The organism is Rhizobium centroccidentale (assembly GCF_030182565.1).
In the GTDB taxonomy this organism is placed as follows: Bacteria; Pseudomonadota; Alphaproteobacteria; order Rhizobiales; family Rhizobiaceae; genus Rhizobium.
In genome coordinates, this window is record NZ_JAQJCG010000003.1 from 396,003 (window position 1) to 413,097 (window position 17,095).

General features: G+C 58.4%; 15 protein-coding genes. 11 read left to right on the top strand and 4 right to left on the bottom strand.

The window, feature by feature from the left end; genetic code table 11:
* Positions 1–17: 17 nt before the first annotated feature.
* Both ampC and bla read right to left on the bottom strand, forming a co-directional pair.
* A complete protein-coding gene (ampC, locus tag PH562_RS05740; RefSeq protein WP_483315322.1) occupies positions 18–1,205 on the bottom strand; it encodes a class C beta-lactamase in 1,188 nt (395 codons plus the stop codon).
* Positions 1,206–1,305: 100 nt separating this feature from the next.
* Positions 1,306–2,199 (bottom strand): class A beta-lactamase, encoded by an 894-nt coding sequence (gene bla, locus PH562_RS05745; RefSeq protein WP_285171976.1) that lies wholly within the window; start codon positions 2,197–2,199, stop codon positions 1,306–1,308.
* 170 nt (positions 2,200–2,369) lie between these two features.
* On the opposite strand from bla, the gene PH562_RS05750 reads away from it, so the two are divergent.
* Positions 2,370–3,257: a LysR family transcriptional regulator gene (locus tag PH562_RS05750; protein WP_113231107.1), complete on the top strand. Its 888-nt coding sequence runs from the start codon at positions 2,370–2,372 to the stop codon at positions 3,255–3,257.
* 86 nt (positions 3,258–3,343) lie between these two features.
* On the opposite strand, the gene PH562_RS05755 is transcribed toward PH562_RS05750, so the two are convergent.
* Positions 3,344–4,846: a globin-coupled sensor protein gene (locus PH562_RS05755; protein WP_285171977.1), complete on the bottom strand. Its 1,503-nt coding sequence runs from the start codon at positions 4,844–4,846 to the stop codon at positions 3,344–3,346.
* A gap of 43 nt (positions 4,847–4,889) precedes the next feature.
* Between PH562_RS05755 and PH562_RS05760 the strand changes: the two genes are divergently transcribed.
* Together PH562_RS05760 and cml are read left to right on the top strand one after the other, a co-directional pair.
* Positions 4,890–5,078, top strand: coding sequence for a hypothetical protein (locus tag PH562_RS05760; protein WP_285171978.1), 189 nt, complete (start codon positions 4,890–4,892; stop codon positions 5,076–5,078).
* 99 nt (positions 5,079–5,177) lie between these two features.
* On the top strand, positions 5,178–6,374 hold the full coding sequence (gene cml, locus PH562_RS05765; RefSeq protein ID WP_285171979.1) for a CmlA/FloR family chloramphenicol efflux MFS transporter: 1,197 nt from the start codon (positions 5,178–5,180) through the stop codon (positions 6,372–6,374).
* A gap of 103 nt (positions 6,375–6,477) precedes the next feature.
* On the opposite strand, the gene PH562_RS05770 is transcribed toward cml, so the two are convergent.
* Positions 6,478–7,500 (bottom strand): LLM class flavin-dependent oxidoreductase, encoded by a 1,023-nt coding sequence (locus PH562_RS05770; protein WP_285171980.1) that lies wholly within the window; start codon positions 7,498–7,500, stop codon positions 6,478–6,480.
* 359 nt (positions 7,501–7,859) lie between these two features.
* Between PH562_RS05770 and PH562_RS05775 the strand changes: the two genes are divergently transcribed.
* The 8 genes from PH562_RS05775 to PH562_RS05810 all read left to right on the top strand — a co-directional run bounded on the left by PH562_RS05775 (position 7,860) and on the right by PH562_RS05810 (position 17,089).
* Positions 7,860–8,360: an invasion associated locus B family protein gene (locus tag PH562_RS05775; RefSeq protein ID WP_285171981.1), complete on the top strand. Its 501-nt coding sequence runs from the start codon at positions 7,860–7,862 to the stop codon at positions 8,358–8,360.
* 178 nt (positions 8,361–8,538) lie between these two features.
* On the top strand, positions 8,539–9,468 hold the full coding sequence (locus tag PH562_RS05780; RefSeq protein WP_113231112.1) for an ArsR/SmtB family transcription factor: 930 nt from the start codon (positions 8,539–8,541) through the stop codon (positions 9,466–9,468).
* Between the two features lie 218 nt (positions 9,469–9,686).
* Positions 9,687–11,195, top strand: coding sequence for an arabinosylfuranosidase ArfA (gene arfA, locus PH562_RS05785; RefSeq protein ID WP_285171982.1), 1,509 nt, complete (start codon positions 9,687–9,689; stop codon positions 11,193–11,195).
* Positions 11,196–11,390: 195 nt separating this feature from the next.
* Positions 11,391–13,292 (top strand): ABC transporter substrate-binding protein, encoded by a 1,902-nt coding sequence (locus PH562_RS05790; protein ID WP_285171983.1) that lies wholly within the window; start codon positions 11,391–11,393, stop codon positions 13,290–13,292.
* Positions 13,293–13,409: 117 nt separating this feature from the next.
* Entirely contained in the window at positions 13,410–14,414 is a 1,005-nt protein-coding gene (locus tag PH562_RS05795) for an ABC transporter permease (RefSeq protein WP_095436624.1), read from the top strand.
* A 3-nt stretch (positions 14,415–14,417) separates the two neighbouring features.
* On the top strand, positions 14,418–15,275 hold the full coding sequence (locus PH562_RS05800) for an ABC transporter permease (protein ID WP_015342901.1): 858 nt from the start codon (positions 14,418–14,420) through the stop codon (positions 15,273–15,275).
* A 3-nt stretch (positions 15,276–15,278) separates the two neighbouring features.
* Positions 15,279–16,268, top strand: a complete 990-nt coding sequence (locus tag PH562_RS05805) for an ABC transporter ATP-binding protein (protein ID WP_285171984.1) — start codon at positions 15,279–15,281, stop codon at positions 16,266–16,268.
* Positions 16,265–17,089 (top strand): ABC transporter ATP-binding protein, encoded by an 825-nt coding sequence (locus tag PH562_RS05810; protein WP_285171985.1) that lies wholly within the window; start codon positions 16,265–16,267, stop codon positions 17,087–17,089. The genes PH562_RS05805 and PH562_RS05810 overlap by 4 nt, the downstream gene beginning before the upstream one ends.
* Positions 17,090–17,095 lie beyond the last annotated feature (6 nt).

Genomic DNA, 17,095 nt, shown 5'->3' on the forward strand with positions numbered 1-17,095 from the left:
ACCTTCGAGCCCGGTCTCTATTTTGCCTCGCTCAATCCGGGCAGGTTTTCGACGGCGGTCAAAATCTTGTAGACCGACGAAACGCGCGCAGGGATCGGAAAATTCCTGTTTGCCAGCAGGACGATGCCGACCTGCCGCGCGGGTATGAAGGCTGCATAAGCGCCGAAGCCGTTCGTCGAACCCGTCTTGTTCAGAAGGACATCCTTGCGCGGCTGCTGCGGTGGATCGAGGCGGGTGATCTTATGCGGCTCACGTGCCATATCGGTCGAATTGCCGGCAAGCAGCCGGGCAAGCGTCGTCGGATAGGCGTAGATCTCCCAACCGAGCGCCTGCGTCATGTTATCGACCTTATAATAGCCGACATGCGTCGCATCGATTGCCTGCCGAAGTGTGGCGTCGAGCTTTGCTTCGCCCATATTCGCTTCGAGAAAGGCAAGCATGTCGGCGCTGGCCGTCTTGATGCCATAGGCCTGCGTATCGAAAACGCCGCCATTGACGCGGATCGGCTTGCCCTGCTTCGAATAGCCATAGGCATAGTTGCTCATCTCAGCCGGTGGAACGCGGATATAGGTGTGCTTGAGGTTGAGACCGGAAAGAATTTTGTCCTGCATCAGCGTGTCAAACGGCTCGCCCATGGCCTGCGCTGCCAGATAACCGAACAGGCCGATGCTGGGATTGGAGTATTGCCTGTGGGTGCCGGGAGCGAAGGAAGGATGCCAGTTGCGATAATAGGCAACCATCTTGTCCTGATCCGTTACTCCATTGGGGAACTGCAGAGGCAGGCCGCCGGCCGAATATGTGGCGAGATCGAGGAGGCTGATCTTGTCGAAACTGCTGCCCGCAAGTTCCGGCATATATTTCGTCGCCTTATCGGAGAAGGAGAGCTTTCCGCTGATCTGGGCGTAGGAGCCAAGGGCTGCTGTAAAGGTCTTGCTGATGGAGCCGAGCTCGAAGATCGTGTCGTTCGTCACCTTCTGGCCGCTCTCCTTCGAGGCGACGCCATAGTTGAAGATGTAGCGCTTGCCCTTGACGGTAATCGCGATCGCCATGCCCGGCACATCGTTATCCTTCATGAGCGGACGAATGATCTCGTTGACAGCTCGCTCCAGCTGCTCCCGGTCATCGACTTCGGCGGCGTGGGCACCGATCCCATAGAAAAGGCAGCCTGCGACGATACCGAACTTCTGCAAGGAATTGGCACGTATATTCAAGATGATATCCTCATTGTGATGATCGACCGTGCAGGATCGCATGGTCGAAAAGGAGGTGATGACCGGTGGCGGCTGTTATCCGGTGCGTATGATCTCAGATCGCCGCAGCGATCCGGCCGATCTCGGCAATGATGGCATTGCGCTCGTCGGCTGCGATTTCCGGTATCTCGCAATAGGCTGTTACGATGACGGGCGCACGGTTTGCTGGCCACAGCACCGCGATATCATTGGCATTGCCGGCTTTGTCGCCGTTTGTCCCGGTCTTGTCGCCAACCAGCCAGTTCTTTGGAAGGCCGGCGCGCAGGCGGGTGTCACCCGTCTTGTTGGTGATCAGCCAGGCGGCGAGCTGCGATCGCGAGGCTGGCGTCAGCACATCGGTGAACAGAAGCCGCCGCAGGCTTTCCAGCATCGCCGAAGCTGTCGTCGTGTCGCGCTCATCGTTCGGAGTGTCATGGTAGTTCAGCATCGGCTCGGTGCGGTCGAGGCGGGTGATCTCGTCGCCTATGCTGCGGCAGAAGGTCGTAATTGCTTCTGGGCCGCCGAAACTCGCGAGCAAGAGATTGGCCGCGGTATTGTCGCTGAGCGTCACGGCGGCCGCACAAAGTTCGCCAACCGTCATGCCATTGTCTCCGGCATTGGGTTCGGTCGCCGGAGAATAGTCGATGAGATCGCTTTTCCCGTAGTGAATGCGCCGATCGAGCTTTTCATCGCCCTTTTCGACGCGGGCAAGCACCAGAGCTGCGGCCAATGCCTTGAAGGTGCTGCACATCAGGATGCGCTCGCCGGCGCGGTGCTCGATGCGCTTGCCGCTCGCCATGTCGAGAATGCTGACGCAGATGCGCCCTGGATGCTTGCTTTCGAGCGCAGCGAGCTGCGTCTCGCCCGTATTGTCGTCTGCAGTACGTCCAACCGCGCTAAGTCCCGCCAGAACAGGCAGCGCAAGCAAGCTGCCGGCAAGGCTTTGCCGGCGCGACAATAAGATCGTCATCACGTTTCCACTTCGATTTTGCGTTGGGCAATGGTGAGCCTATCGAGCCCGTGGACGTCATTGGGATCTGGCAAATCACCTTGCGAGGCAGACTATGGCTCTGCTGCGTGCCCTAGACAAACGATCAATTCTGGGCTTAGACATGAGAAAAACTTGGTCTTAGGACACAAATGGATATTTCCCAGCTGCCGCTGAACGCGCTGCGCGTTTTTGAGGCCTCGGCGCGGCATTGCAGTTTTACGCGGGCTGGCCTCGAGCTCCGGGTCACGCAGACGGCGATCAGCCATCAGGTCAAGGTGCTGGAAGACGTGCTCGGTGTAACCCTTTTCAAACGCCTGCCGCGCGGTCTGGCGCTGACCGATGAAGGGCACGCGCTGCTGCCGGTGCTGACCGATGCCTTTCGCCGTATGAGCGCCACGCTCAGCCAGCTGGAGGAGGGAAATTTCGCCGAGATCCTGACGATCGGCGTCGTCGGGACTTTCGCGATCGGCTGGCTCCTGCCGCGTCTCGGCAGTTTCAAAGCGCAGCATCCGCATGTCGATCTGCGCCTGAAGACCAACAACAACCGAGCCGACATGGTGCTCGACGGATTGGATTTCTTCCTGCGTTTCGGCGACGGCGCTTGGCATGGAACGGAAGCGATCCATCTTATGGATGCGCCGCTCTCCCCGGTTTGCACGCCGGATATCGGCGCGCGATTGCGCACGCCTGCCGATCTCGTCGATGTCGAGCTGCTGCGATCCTATCGCGTCGATGAATGGTCGCTCTGGTTCAGGGCGGCGGGCTTGGCGCCACCGCATCTTCGTGGCTGGATGTTCGATTCGTCGCTGACGCTGGTAGAGGCTGCAGCACGCGGCGTTGGCGTCGCGCTGGTGCCGGTCGCGATGTTTTCCCATGACATCGAGGCCGGCAGGATCATGCAGCCGTTCCAGATCACCGCGATGACCGGCAGCTATTGGCTGACGCGCTTGAAATCGCGAGCGGAGACGGCGTCGATGAAGGTGTTTCGCCAATGGCTGTTGGCGGAAATCGAAGAGATGCCGGGAGAGGCTGCATAGTTGGAGACAGCCCCGGATTCATATCCGGAGCCGTTTGGGATAAATGATGGTTGGAATGCGGATGATTGCGGTGTGCGGCGACCGTCTCAGCCTGCGAGTTTCAGCCTGACGGCCCCGGTCCGCATTCCCGAACGCACGGTCTTGAACCGTCCGACAAGACCAGCGAGCTCGTTGCTGATATCGGCGAGGTGCCGCGTCGAGGCATTCGTCTCTTCCATTAGCGCGACATTCTGCTGGGTCATCTGATCCATGTTGCGGACGGCGGAATTGATCTCGCTGATGCCGGCGGCCTGTTCCTGCGTCGAGCGAGCGATGGCGCCGACATTCCGGTCGATGGAAGCGACCTGATTGCCGATCAGCGCCAGCGCCTCGCCGGTTCTGTTGACCAGTTCGACGCCGCGACGCACATCGTTGGATGACCTGTCGATCAGATCCTTGATTTCCTTTGCGGCGGTCGCCGAACGCTGCGCCAATTCGCGGACTTCCTGCGCGACGACGGCGAAACCCTTGCCCTGTTCGCCCGCTCTCGCCGCCTCGACGCCGGCGTTCAAAGCCAGAAGGTTCGTCTGGAAGGCAATGTCGTCGATGACGGAGATGATATCGGTCATCCTGCGCGACGAGGTTTCGATATCGCCCATGGCGGACACGGCTTGCTGTACGACCTCGCGCGAGCGTTCCGCCTCCGAGGCGGATTCCTTGACGATCGCCTGCACTTCGCGCGTCCGTTCGGCGGTCTGTTCGGAAATGGTGGTGATCTGGTCGATCGCAGCGGCACTTTCCTCGAGCGCAGAGGCTTGCTGTTCCGTGCGCCTTGCCATGTTGTCAGCGGCAGACGAGATCGAACCGGCTTCGTCGCGAACGCGTGTCACCGAATCTTCGATGCGCTGCATTGCAGTGCCGAGGGATGCGAGCGACTCGTTGTAGTTGCTCTTCAGGACCTCGAATTCGGCCGAAAGGGCTTCTGTAATATCAGCCGTCAGGTCGCCGTTCGCAAGTCCGTTCAGCGCTACGCCGAGGGCATTAAGCGCGCGTTCCTGCTCGCGCTGTGCAGCGGCCCGCTCGGATTCTGCGCGGTCGCGCTCATCGGCGAGCACCTGCAGGTAAACCGAAATGCCGTAATCCATGTCAACGAGGGCGGCCTTGACGATCGCCGACAACCGCCGTGACAGAGCTTGTTCATGCTTGCGCAGCATGAAACCATTGAGCTGCTGCGCAACGATCGAACGCACCATCCCTTCGAGGATCAAGGCGTAGCCGCCAATATACCAGCGCGGCTCGAGGCCGAGACGGGCATGGGTCCTGCCGACCGCCGAGACCGCTTCGACATAATCGGGTCCGTATTTGCCTGACGCGATCGTCTTCCAATGGTCCTGCTGCTTGGATTTGGCGTGGTGCACATGCTGTTGCGACGAGAAGAATTTCGACATCGCCGGATGTTTGGTGATCTTCTCGTAAAAGGTGTCGAGAGAGCCTTTGACAGCAGATTCGATAGTCGGCTGCAGCTCCGAAAGAGCCTGCCTGGCATCCTGTCCCAGTCCAACAAAGTCGAGCCTATCATCCAGCTCGTTCATTTTCGATGCGCGCACCATAATCTGCTCCAAGAAAGAAATTACAAGTAGTTAGGGCATAGTCATGGTTAAAAATTCATTAGATTTTCACGTCATTTTCGATGCGCAATTGACCGCATTGCAGGTGATGGTTGCGACGGTGCCCGTCGCAACATCATTGCTTGGTCCGATGTCATCTGCTAAACGCTGTGGTCATCACGTATCTCGCCACGAGGCCATCGGCATGGGGAATTCCAAGTCAGCAGATAGATAAGCCGCAACAGCTTTTGTTGTTGCGGCGTGCTGTCGAACTCATTCCCATTGATGCCAGTGCCAGGCGCCGCCCGATCTCTCTTTCGAGCGGAATTTTCTCATGTCTGACATACGCCCGTCCTGGGCTTGCTCGCTGCCGGCGGCACTGCTGCTGATGGCGCCTTTTGATATCCTCGCCTCGCTGGCCATGGATATCTACCTTCCTGTCGTGCCGTCGATGCCCGGCATTCTCAACACCACGCCTGCGGTGATCCAGCTGACGCTGAGCCTCTATATGATTATGCTGGGTCTCGGGCAGGTGGTGTTCGGCCCGCTTTCGGATCGTATCGGCCGCCGCCCGGTCTTGCTTTTCGGTGCCGTTCTGTTTGCCGCCGCCTCTCTCGGAGCTGCCCTTTCATGGGATGCACCTGTCTTCGTGCTGTGCCGCCTGCTGCAGGCTATAGGCGCGTCGGCAGCTTTGGTCGCGACCTTCGCGACCGTGCGGGATGTCTACGGCAATCGTCCGGAGCAGGCCATTATCTACGCCACGTTTGGATCGATACTCTCCTTCGTGCCGGCGCTGGGTCCCATAGCCGGAGCGATGATTGCCGACCAGTTCGGGTGGCGTGCCATCTTTATATTGCTTTCGCTTCTGGCATTGGCTGCGACCTTTCACGCCATGGCGAAATGGCATGAAACGAGACCTCAAGGCTTGATCGGGCCGCGCCGGTCCATCTGGCCGATCTTCAGAAGCCGATCGTTCTGGACCTATACGCTCGCCTTCAGTGCGGGAATGGGGACGTTCTTCGTATTCTTTTCGACCGCTCCCCGCGTGCTGATCGGCCGGGCCGGCTATTCCGAGCTCGGTTTCAGCATCGCCTTTGCAACGGTTGCCGTTGTGATGATCGCGACGGCACGCTTTGCCGGATGGTTTGTCGAAAGATGGGGTGTTGTGGGCTGCGTTGCGCGGGGCATGGGATTGCTTCTTGTCGGTGCGGCAGCTCTTGCGCTTGGCCAACTCTACGCAGTGCCGTCCTTCGCAAGTTTCGTGCTGCCGATGTGGATCATGGCGGTCGGTATCGTCTTTGCAGGATCTGTGACGGCGAACGGCGCTCTGGCGGAATTCGGCGATATCGCCGGCTCGGCCGTGGCGTTTTATTTCTGCATTCAGAGTCTGATCGTTAGTCTTGCCGGGACACTGGCGGTCACTGCGCTGGATGGCGATAGCGCATGGCCGCTTGTGGCTTTCTCTGCCGTCACTGCGCTGCTGGTATTGTCGGCACTTTATGGCTTGCGGCGTCACAACGCCTTAGCTTGATCCGTCAAGCGTGTGGCCCGCACCAGATAAAATCTGAAACGACCGCCCACGAAGGTCAACTTCGCGGGCGGTCAGTTTTGTCTCTTCCTGTTTCAGGACCGTCCTAGCGCCACCCGAGTGCTGGTGCGACATGCGTCAGGATGCTCTCGATGACATGGGCGTTATAGTCGACCCCAAGCTGGTTCGGCACCGTCAGCAGCAGTGTGTCGGCCGCAGCGATAGCCTCGTCCTTTGCCAGCTCCTCGATCAGCACATCCGGCTCTGCGGCATAGCTGCGGCCGAAAATGGCGCGTGTCTTTTCATCGATGAAGCCGATCTTGTCAGCATCCTTGCCGCTCTGGCCGAAATAAGCGCGGTCGAGATCGTTCACCAGCGCGAAGATGCTGCGGCTGACCGAAACCCGCGGCTCGCGCTTGTGTCCGGCTTCTTTCCAGGCCTCGCGATAGAGCCTGATCTGATCGGCCTGCTGGACGTGGAAGGGCTGGCCGGTCTCGTCGTCCTTGAGGGTCGAGCTTTGCAGGTTCATGCCGAGCTTTGCCGCCCATACGGCCGTGGCATTGGAGGACGCACCCCACCAGATCCGGTCACGCAAGCCTTCGGAATGCGGCTCTAGACGTAGGAGACCGGGAGGATTGGGGAACATCGGCCGCGGATTGGGTTGTGCAAATCCCTCACCGCGCAAGAGATCGAGCAGCACTTCGGCATGCCTGCGCCCCATATCGGCATCGCTTTCGCCCTCCATCGGCGTATAGCCGAAGTGGCGCCAGCCATCGATCACCTGTTCCGGCGAGCCGCGGCTGATGCCGAGCTGCAGCCTGCCGCCGGCGATAAGATCGGCAGCGCCCGCATCCTCGGCCATGTAGAATGGATTTTCATAGCGCATGTCGATGACGGCGGTGCCGGTTTCGATGCGGCTGGTCTTTGCGCCGACAGCTGCCAGCAACGGGAAGGGCGATGCGAGCTGACGTGCGAAATGATGCACGCGAAAATAGGCGCCATCCGCGCCCAATTGCTCGGCCGCGACCGCCAGATCGATCGATTGCAGCAGCGTGTCGGCTGCCGACCGCGTTTGCGACTGGGGCGAGGGCGTCCAGTGGCCGAATGAAAGGAAACCGATCTTCTTCATGGTACAATCCTATTATATCCGGTTAGCACGGCCTGTTTTTGCATCACGCATGTCCATGCAGAAACCGGCGCGTCAAAGGTGCCGCTTGCTTGCGTCTTCATAGCATGGCTTACAAAAGCCGTAGGTTCAGGCGGCTATATGTGCATGGATGCAGCGGATGGAACAGCGCAAACTGTGAACTGATCGTCAATGTCGACGAGGTTGTGTTCTTCCCACATATGGTTTCTTGCGCGCTTCCTAACATGAACAAATTTTAACGAAGACATTAACAATCGGATAACGCACCGCACCGAAACTGCCGCGCGTGTGAGTGCATCTCTCGCTTTCAATGTCCTTGAAACAAGAAATGGCAGGAAACTATGTTTGCAAGAAATTTCGCCCCCGCTCTGGTCTTCGTCGCATTCAGCGCCGGTATCGCGCATGCGGAAGTGCCCGTCCGTATCGATCAATTCGATCATTGGGGTGCATATTCTTATAAATCCGGCGACAGCGTCAGTTGCTATGTTTTATCCAGGCCGGTTGCGCAGCAGCCCGCCAGTGTCGACCACGGCGACAATTTCTTCATTGTCTCCCGCTTGTCTCCCGGTGACAAACTGGTTCCGGAAGCAGCAATGGGCTATGATCTGAAAGACAGCGCACAAATGACGGCGACGGTCGGCGACCAGACATTCCCGATGTTTACAAAAGACCGGCACGGCTGGGTAAGGAACGAATCGCAGGAGCCGACCATGGTCAATGCCATGAAGGGCGGCGCGCAGCTGCAGCTGCAGGCAACCTCGAAGCGTGGCACCGAGACGAGCTATTCTTACTCTCTCTCCGGCATTACCGCTGCCCTGAAGCGAATAGAGACTTGCCGGTAAAACTGGAGGCTGAGCGGCGGTCGGGGATTCGGCCGCGGGGAGTTGTACAGCTCGTGAGCTGGCTGGCGTCTTCTCATTGTGCGCAGGAGACGCCAGGCCGGGCCATTTCAGTAATATCTCTTGTGAAATCAAAAATCCTGATATAAATGAAACCTATTGATGGGGAATTCAGGATTTCATGCAGCGCGGCTTTCTGACAATTTATGCGGGTGAGAACGCTGCGGTCTTCAGGGCGCTTTCGGCCCCGGCGCGCGTCGATATGCTAAAGCTGCTCTGCGCAAGGGGCTCGTTGAATGTCAACGAGATCGCCCGGGAACTGGATTTGCCGCAATCGACCGTCGCGACTGGTATCATGATCCTCGAGGAGGCCGGCCTTGTCGAAACCAAGGCTGCGAAGGCGCGTAAAGGCTACCAGAAGATCTGCACTGCGCTTTATGACGAGATCCTGCTGAGCTTCGAGGATCAGGCCTTCAAGCATGATGAGGACGTGATCGAAGTCGCCATGCCGATCGGCCTCTATACGAGCTGCGAGACGCATGCGCCATGCGGCCTGTGCTCGACCGAGGGCGTCATCGGCCTGCTCGATGTTCCCGACTATTTTCTCGATCCGCAACGCATGCAGGCTGGTCTTCTCTGGTTCGGGCGCGGCCATGTCGAATATAAATTCCCGAACAATGCCAAGATCTTGAACAGGAATGTCAATGCCATCGAATTCTCGATGGAGTTGTCCTCCGAAGTGCCTGGCACCAATCCGGACTGGCCGTCCGACATCACGGTCTGGATCAACGGCGTTGCTGTCGGCACATGGACGTCTCCCGGCGATTATGGCGACAAGCGCGGGGCCTTCACGCCAAGCTGGTGGAAGCTGGAAGGCTCTCAATACGGTAAGCTTAAGACCTGGCGAATCTCCAAGAAGGGCACTTTCATAGACGGAGTTGCCTCTTCCGATGTAACGATCGATGATCTCGCCATCGGCCAGCATTCCTCGATCCGCCTGCGGATCGGCATTGCCGACGATGCGCGCAACACCGGTGGCATCAATATTTTCGGCCGCGGTTTCGGCAATTATGGCCGCGATATCCTCATGCGCATCGATTTGGCCCAATAGTATCGTAATTTATGATACATAGTATATTGTCGGGGCCGATTTCCGATAAGTCATATTTTTCATAAGTTGCTGATTTTTCTGGCTATTTTATTGCCCAGCCGGTGCTATACCCGTGACTTTTGCGATATTTCCCGCCTTGAATATGTTGACGGCCTTCCAAAAGTGTATCAAGATCAAGGTATAAGAACGAAATATCTGATATATATGGGAGGAAGGCCGTGAAGGCGCATGTGATCGTCCACCGTGATTTCCGAATCGCCGACATCGATGATCGGCTTTACAGCTCTTTTCTGGAGCATCTGGGCCGGGCGATTTATGGCGGCATCTACGAGCCGAGCCATCCGACTGCCGATGAGAACGGATTTCGTAAGGATGTGATTGAGCTGGTGCGCGAACTCAACTCGCCCTACTGCCGCTATCCCGGTGGTAATTTCGTTTCAGCCTATAATTGGGAAGATGGCGTCGGACCTCGTTCCGAGCGGCCGGTGCGTCTCGATCTTGCCTGGCGGACGCGCGAGAGCAACCAGATTGGCGTCAATGAATTCGTCGATTGGTGCAAGAAGGCCAATACCAAACCGATGCTTGCCGTCAATCTTGGCTCGCGCGGGCTGGATGCGGCGAGAAACTTCGTTGAATATTGCAATCATCCAGGCGGCACATACTGGTCGGACCTGCGGCGCAAGCACGGCTGGGCCGATCCGCATGGGGTGAAGCTCTGGTGCCTGGGCAATGAAATGGACGGTCCCTGGCAGGTCGGTCACAAGTCGGCTTACGAATACGGACGCCTGGCCGATGAGACTGCCAAGGCGATGCGCGGCTTTGATAAATCGCTCGAACTCGTCGTCTGCGGCTCGTCCAATTCCGACATGAAGACCTATCCCGATTGGGAAGCTGAGGTCCTGGATCAGTGCTACGACAGCGCCGACCATATCTCGCTACATATGTATTTCGCCAACCGCGAAAAGAACACGCTGGCCTATCTCGCCAAGGCCGAGAAACTCGATCGCTACATCGTCACCATCGGCGGCGTCATCGACTATATCAAGGCGAAGAAGCGGTCGAAGAAGACGATCGGCATTTCCTTCGACGAGTGGAACGTCTGGTATCACTCCAACCAGCAGGATAAAGAGATCCTTGCCCGCGATGAATGGCCGGATGCGCCGCATCTGCTTGAAGATGTCTATAATTTCGAGGACGTGCTGCAGGTCGGCGGCATTCTCAATACCTTCATTCGCCGTTCTGATCGTGTTCGCATTGCCTGCATCGCCCAGCTTGTCAACGTGATCGCGCCGATCATGACGGAAGATGGCGGCCCCGCATGGCGGCAGACGATTTACTATCCGCTCTATTTCGCCTCGAAATACGGTCGCGGCTATGCGCTGCGTCTTGTCACGGATGGTCCGACCTATGACAGCGACGAGGCCGATGATGTGCCTTATCTTGATGTGTCGGCCGTTCACGATGAGCTCGGCAAAATGGTCACGCTCTTTGCCGTCAACCGGCATCCTGACAGCGCGCTCGATCTAGATACACGTCTCGAAGGCTTTGCCGGAGCCCGGGTCGTCGAACAGCATGAAATGGTCCACAGCGATCTGCAGGCAACCAACACGGCAGCGCATCCGAACGCGGTCGTCCCGACCAATACAAGCGATGCCAAGATCGAGGATGGCCGGCTTCGCGCTACGCTGAAGCCGCTATCCTACACCGTGATCCGGCTCGCGGTGTGATGCTTTGCCACCGGGGTATGCACTCCGGCACCGAAAACGGTCTGATGGTCGCGAGGAGGCGGCCGACGACCCGTTGCAGGCCCGGACCGCCGCACGCTGTTTTGAGCGGCTGGCCGGGGAAAAAGGGGTGAAAATCGCGGTCTACCCACCATTGCTTGGAGTGTGCCGCGCAGTCGATAAAAATGGGAGGAGATCATGAAGCAGTGGAAGAAGCTTGCCTTCGGCGTCGCGCTGGCCACGTTCGGCCTCATAGCGGCAGCCAAGGCTCAAGATTATACCGCCTTGCCCCGCAAGGAGACCTTGATCGTCGAAAACCCTGAGGGAACGATCAAGAATCCGGGCTGGTTCAACATCTGGGTCAATGGCGGCGGCGGCGTTTCGACCGGCCTCCAGCAGCTGACGATGGACACGCTCTGGTACATCGATCCGGAGAAAGGTCTGGGCGGTTCGGCTTGGGACAATTCCCTTGCTTCCGACAAGCCGCAATATAATGACGATTTCACCCAGATGACGGTGAAATTGCGCAAGGGCCTCTATTGGAGTGACGGCGTCGAATTCACCGCCGACGATGTGGTCTACACCGTCAAGACCCAGATGGACCATCCGGGCATGAACTGGAGCGCGGCCTTCTCGGTTCAGGTTGCAAGCGTCGAGGCGCCGGATCCTTATACGGTCGTCTTCAAGCTTAAGAAGCCGAATTCCCGTTTCCACGCCATCTTCACCGTTCGCTGGAACGGCGCCTGGATCATGCCGAAGCATGTCTTCGAAAAGGTGGCCGATCCGGTTCGCTACGATTTCGCCAATCCCGTTTCGCTTGGCGCCTATAAGCTGAAGGCGTTCGATCCGCAGGGTAAATGGTACACCTGGGAAAAGCGCGACGACTGGCAGCGCACCTCGCTTGCCCGCTTCGGCGAACCGGCCCCGAAATATGTGACCTATGTCGATCCAGGTCCGCCGGATAAGCGCACGATCGCGCAGCTCGAGCACAATCTCGATATCATTCACGACAACACGCCGGAAGGCATGTTCACGCTGAAGGAAAAGTCGAAGACGGTCGAAAGCTGGTTCCCCGGTTTCCCCTTCGCCCATCCGGATCCGACGCTGCCCGCCGTGATCTTCAACAATCAGGACCCGCTGTTCCAGAATGCCGATGTGCGCTGGGCGCTGGCACTGCTGATCGATATCAAGGCCGTCGATATGGCGAGCTATCGTGGCGCGGCCACGCTCTCCGCACTTGGCGTTCCGCCAACGGCGATCGCGATGACGGATTATCAGGCGCCGATGCAGGATTGGCTGAAGAATTTCGAGATCGATACGGGCAAGCGCAAGATCAAGCCCTATGATCCGACGATCGGTCAGCAGATTGCGGATATCCTGCGCAAGCAGCCGAAATACAAGGATCAGATCCCGACCGATCCGGCCGCCATCAGCGCTGCCTTCGGCTATGGCTGGTGGAAGCCAGATCCGCAGGCCGCCGCCGAGCTATTGGAAAAGGCTGGCTTCAAGAAGGTCGGCGGCAAATGGATGACGCCTGACGGGCAGCCGTTCAAGATCCGCCTGACGGTCGAAGGCGACACTCGCTCGGTGTTCACCCGCGCGGGCACTCTGATCGCCCAGCAATGGGCAGCCTTCGGGATCGATTCCAAAGCTGCTCCATCCACCAGCGTCTGGCAGGCGGGATTGCAGCCCGGCAATTATCAGGTTGCGATTGCGTGGAGCGTCGAGACCTGGGGCGGCGATCCTGATCTGTCCTTCTTCCTCGACAGCTGGCATTCGCAGTTTGTCGCCAAGAAGGGTGAGAACCAGGCGCCGCGCAACTGGCAGCGCTGGTCCAATCCGGATCTCGACAAGATCATCGAAAACATCCGCCGCATCAGCGCCGACGATCCGAAGGGCATCGAACTTGGCAAGGACTATCTGAAGCTGGTTGCGCAGCAGATGCCGACCATTCCGCTGATGTCCTATAACGTCTTTACTTCGATGGATACGACCTATTGGAAAGGCTATCCGACCATTGCCGACCCCTATACTGACCCCGTACCCAATTGGGCGAACTCCCGGTTGATGATGGTCAAGCTGAAGCCGGCACAGCCCTGATTTCTCCCGACCCCGATGCGGCAATCGCCGCGTCGGGCACCTTTCGCCGGACACTAGGCACGTCCGGCGAATCTTTTGAATTGATGATGAAGCGCAAGCAGTAAGGAAGACGGTGGCATGACGTCCTATCCAGTTTTCGTATTGAGACGATTTGGCCAATTCCTGCTCGTTGTCTTCCTCGGTATTTCCGCGACGTTCTTCATTACCCATATGACCCCGATCGATCCTGTCGAGGAAAGCATCGGGACCATTCAGCAGATGGGCCAATCCGATCCCCGCGCTGTCGAGCTGATGCGGCAGTCGTTACGTGAGCTTTACGGTCTCGAGGGCACCATTTGGCAGCAATATCTGCATTTCTGGGGGCGTCTTGCGACCGGTGATCTCGGGCCGTCGCTGTCGGCATTCCCTACGCCGGTTTCCGCCATCATCGCGAGGGCGTTGCCCTGGACGATTGGCCTGATGACTGTTTCCGTCATCCTTACCTTTATTCTCGGCAACATGATCGGCGCGCTCGCAGGATATTATCGCAAGAGCGCGGTGCTGAAGGCTGTCAGCCTGGTTTTCATCGCCATGCAGCCGATCCCCTATTACATCCTTGCCTTCGTGCTCATCATTCTCTTCGGCTATGTCTGGCCGATCCTGCCGATCAATGGCGGTTATGAGATGAACACCAACCTCAATCTCTCCGTTGCGCTGGTGCTTGACATTCTTCGCCACTCCATCCTGCCGGCACTGTCGTTGATCCTTGTCGGGACAGGCGGCTGGCTGATCGGCATGCGGGCGCTCGTCTCCAATATCATCACCGAGGATTACGTCGTTTTCGCCGAGCTCGGTGGCGTGCCGAAGCGCAAGATCCTGCGCTCCTACATCGCCCGCAATGCCATGGTGCCGCAGTTCACCGGCCTTGCCATGTCCCTTGGCGCGGTCTTCAACGGCACGGTCATCACAGAAATCGTCTTCGGCTATCCCGGTATCGGCAATCTCCTGATTTCGGCCGTGCACGCAGGCGACTACAGTCTCGTCCTTGGGCTTAGCGCGCTGTCGATCGTCGGTGTCGCCGCGGCTGTCTTCATCATCGACATATTGGGTCCGCTGATCGACCCGCGCATCAAGGTGGAGTAGGCCATGCTGACGATCGTTCGTGACCTCGCACGCCAGAATATGGAATTCCTCTTCGGTCTTCTGTTGCTCGCCATCATCGTCGGGCTGGTGATCCTGTCCTATTTCTCGCCCTATGGCCCGGCCGATCTTTATCTGCTGCCGCCCGACATGCCGCCGGATGGGCAGTACTGGCTGGGTACCACATCGCGTGGTCAGGATGTCTTCTGGCAGCTGACGACAGCGCTTCGCAACACACTCTATTTTGGCATCGGCGTCGCCATTCTCTCGCGCATCATCTCGCTTGTCGTGGGGCTGGTGGCCGGCTATGCCGGAGGTGCCGTCGATCGTGTGCTGATGGCGATCAATGACAGCATCATGGTCATTCCGCAGTTTCCGCTACTGATCCTGTTCTACTTCGTGCTCAAGGATGAAATGACCTGGACGGTGCTCATCATCGTCATGGCCTCGCTCGGCTGGTCCTACGATGCGCGCCTGATCCGCTCCGTGGCGATCAGCCTGAAGACGCGGCCTTTCACCACGCAGAGCGTCTATTCCGGCATGAGCATGCGCAAGATCCTCGTCGAGGAGCATCTGCCCTATGTGCTGCCGATCGTTTTTGCCACCACGATGAACAACATGATCTGGTCGATCGGCATGGAGATCACGCTTGCGGTGCTCGGCTTTACCGATATCGAGACGCCGACCATGGGCATGATGATCTACTGGGCCAATGCGCATTCGGCGCTGATCGCCGGAACATGGTGGTGGGTTGCAGCGCCGGTTGCCGCCATCGTGGTGCTGTTCATGGCGCTCTTCCTGCTGTCGATGTCAATGAATGAATATAACGACCCCCGCAGTCGTTTGAACCGGATGGGAGGCTGAGGGATGGAGGCTGTCGTCGAGGTCAACAACCTTAGGGCATATTACCGGGCCTTCCTTTATGGTGTCGATCGCGAGGTGCGGGCGGTTGACGATGTCAGCCTGTCGATCGGCCGCGGCGAGATCTATGGCGTTGCCGGTGAATCGAGCAGCGGCAAGACGACGTTGATCAAGACGATTGCGGGCGCCATCCGGCCGCCGCTGCGCGTCGTCTCCGGTGCCGTCAAATTCCATTTCAACAATGGGACTCAGGACATTTACGCCATGACGGCGGAGCAGCGGGCATCGCTTCGCTGGCGGCATCTCTCCTATATCATGCAGGGATCGATGAACGTGCTCAATCCCGTGCGCCGCATCCGGCACTCCTTCACGGATTTCGCCTTCCGCCACATGAAGGCCGATCGCGGCACCTTCTTCGATAGGGTTGGTGCTCACCTTCAGCGGCTGAAGCTCGATGCGAATCTTCTCGACGCCTATCCGCATGAATTGTCGGGCGGCATGCGCCAGCGCATGACGATCGCGCTTGCGACCATCCTGACGCCGGAATTCATCATCGCCGACGAGCCGACGACGGCGCTCGATGTCATCGTCCAGCGCGACGTGCTCCAGATGATCCGCGAAATACAGCGCGAGATGGGGTCGTCCTTCCTGTTCGTCACCCATGATATGGGCGTTCATGCCGCCGTTTCCGATCGTATCGGCATCGTCTATGCCGGCCGGTTGGTGGAGGAGGCGCCGACGCGCAAGCTTTTCCAGCTGCCGCTCCATCCCTATACGCAGCATCTGGTCGCAAGCCTGCCGCGGATCGGTGATGCCTCGACCCGGCCGTCGCTGGAAGGACGGCCGCCCAATCTCGCCATGCCGCCGGAAGGATGTCGTTTTCATCCGCGTTGCCCGAAGCGCATAGATATCTGCAGCCGCGAAGTGCCGCCTATGGTGAGCGTCGAGCCGGACCGGCGTGTCGCCTGTTTCGCGGTGACGGGAGGAGCGCGATGAGCGACCTTCTTTCTCTCTCGCATGTCAGCAAGATCTATCGTCAGGGCGGTATGCTTAGTCGTCGTCATATCATGGCGGTTCGCGATGTCAGCCTGAGCCTGGGAGAAGAGCCGGAAATCCTTTCTATCGTCGGCGAGTCGGGCTCCGGCAAATCGACGATTGCGTCTATGATCCTCGGCCAGACGGCGCCGACATCGGGCAGCCTGAATTTTCGCGGCAGAGCCGTGGCCATCCACGGGCGGTCCGAGCGCCGCGACTTCATGCGGGAGGTACAGCCGGTCCTTCAGAATCCGTTCGAAGCGTTCAACCCGCTCAAGAGAGTTGATCGATATCTTTTTGAAACGGCAAGGAATTTTGCACCCACAGGTCCAAGGCCAAGCCGTGTCGATGTCGAGCGTATTGCAGATGAGGCGCTTGCCCATATCGGCTTGACGCTTGCCGAAGTGAAGGGGCGGTTTCCGCATGAGCTTTCGGGCGGCCAGCTGCAGCGAACCGCCATTGCCCGCGCACTCATACCGCAGCCCCGTTTGCTGGTAGCCGACGAGCCGGTTTCGATGGTCGATGCCTCGCTGAGAATGGCGATCGTCAATCTCTTCGGTCAGCTGAAGAAAGAGCTGGGGCTGTCGATCATCTACATCACCCATGATCTGGCGACCGCCTATTATATCAGCGATCGCATCATCATCATGAAGAAGGGCGAGATCGTCGAACAGGGCGGTGCGCGCGCCGTCCTCGATAATCCGCAGCATCCCTATTCGCAGGCTTTGAAGGAAGCAGTCTTGTCCACCACGCCGGAGATGGAGCCGGCATCGATCGCATGATCGGTC

What these genes read in the sequence shown, in the direction of transcription:
- PH562_RS05760 (WP_285171978.1), top strand. Translation starts at nt 4,890, where the DNA reads ATGGTTAAAAATTCATTAGATTTTCACGTCATTTTCGATGCGCAATTG.
- cml (WP_285171979.1), top strand. Translation starts at nt 5,178, where the DNA reads ATGTCTGACATACGCCCGTCCTGGGCTTGCTCGCTGCCGGCGGCACTG.
- PH562_RS05805 (WP_285171984.1), top strand. Translation starts at nt 15,279, where the DNA reads ATGGAGGCTGTCGTCGAGGTCAACAACCTTAGGGCATATTACCGGGCC.
- PH562_RS05800 (WP_015342901.1), top strand. Translation starts at nt 14,418, where the DNA reads ATGCTGACGATCGTTCGTGACCTCGCACGCCAGAATATGGAATTCCTC.
- PH562_RS05810 (WP_285171985.1), top strand. Translation starts at nt 16,265, where the DNA reads ATGAGCGACCTTCTTTCTCTCTCGCATGTCAGCAAGATCTATCGTCAG.
- PH562_RS05775 (WP_285171981.1), top strand. Translation starts at nt 7,860, where the DNA reads ATGTTTGCAAGAAATTTCGCCCCCGCTCTGGTCTTCGTCGCATTCAGC.
- PH562_RS05790 (WP_285171983.1), top strand. Translation starts at nt 11,391, where the DNA reads ATGAAGCAGTGGAAGAAGCTTGCCTTCGGCGTCGCGCTGGCCACGTTC.
- PH562_RS05780 (WP_113231112.1), top strand. Translation starts at nt 8,539, where the DNA reads ATGCAGCGCGGCTTTCTGACAATTTATGCGGGTGAGAACGCTGCGGTC.
- PH562_RS05755 (WP_285171977.1), bottom strand. Translation starts at nt 4,846, where the DNA reads ATGGTGCGCGCATCGAAAATGAACGAGCTGGATGATAGGCTCGACTTT.
- PH562_RS05795 (WP_095436624.1), top strand. Translation starts at nt 13,410, where the DNA reads ATGACGTCCTATCCAGTTTTCGTATTGAGACGATTTGGCCAATTCCTG.
- PH562_RS05750 (WP_113231107.1), top strand. Translation starts at nt 2,370, where the DNA reads ATGGATATTTCCCAGCTGCCGCTGAACGCGCTGCGCGTTTTTGAGGCC.
- PH562_RS05770 (WP_285171980.1), bottom strand. Translation starts at nt 7,500, where the DNA reads ATGAAGAAGATCGGTTTCCTTTCATTCGGCCACTGGACGCCCTCGCCC.
- bla (WP_285171976.1), bottom strand. Translation starts at nt 2,199, where the DNA reads ATGACGATCTTATTGTCGCGCCGGCAAAGCCTTGCCGGCAGCTTGCTT.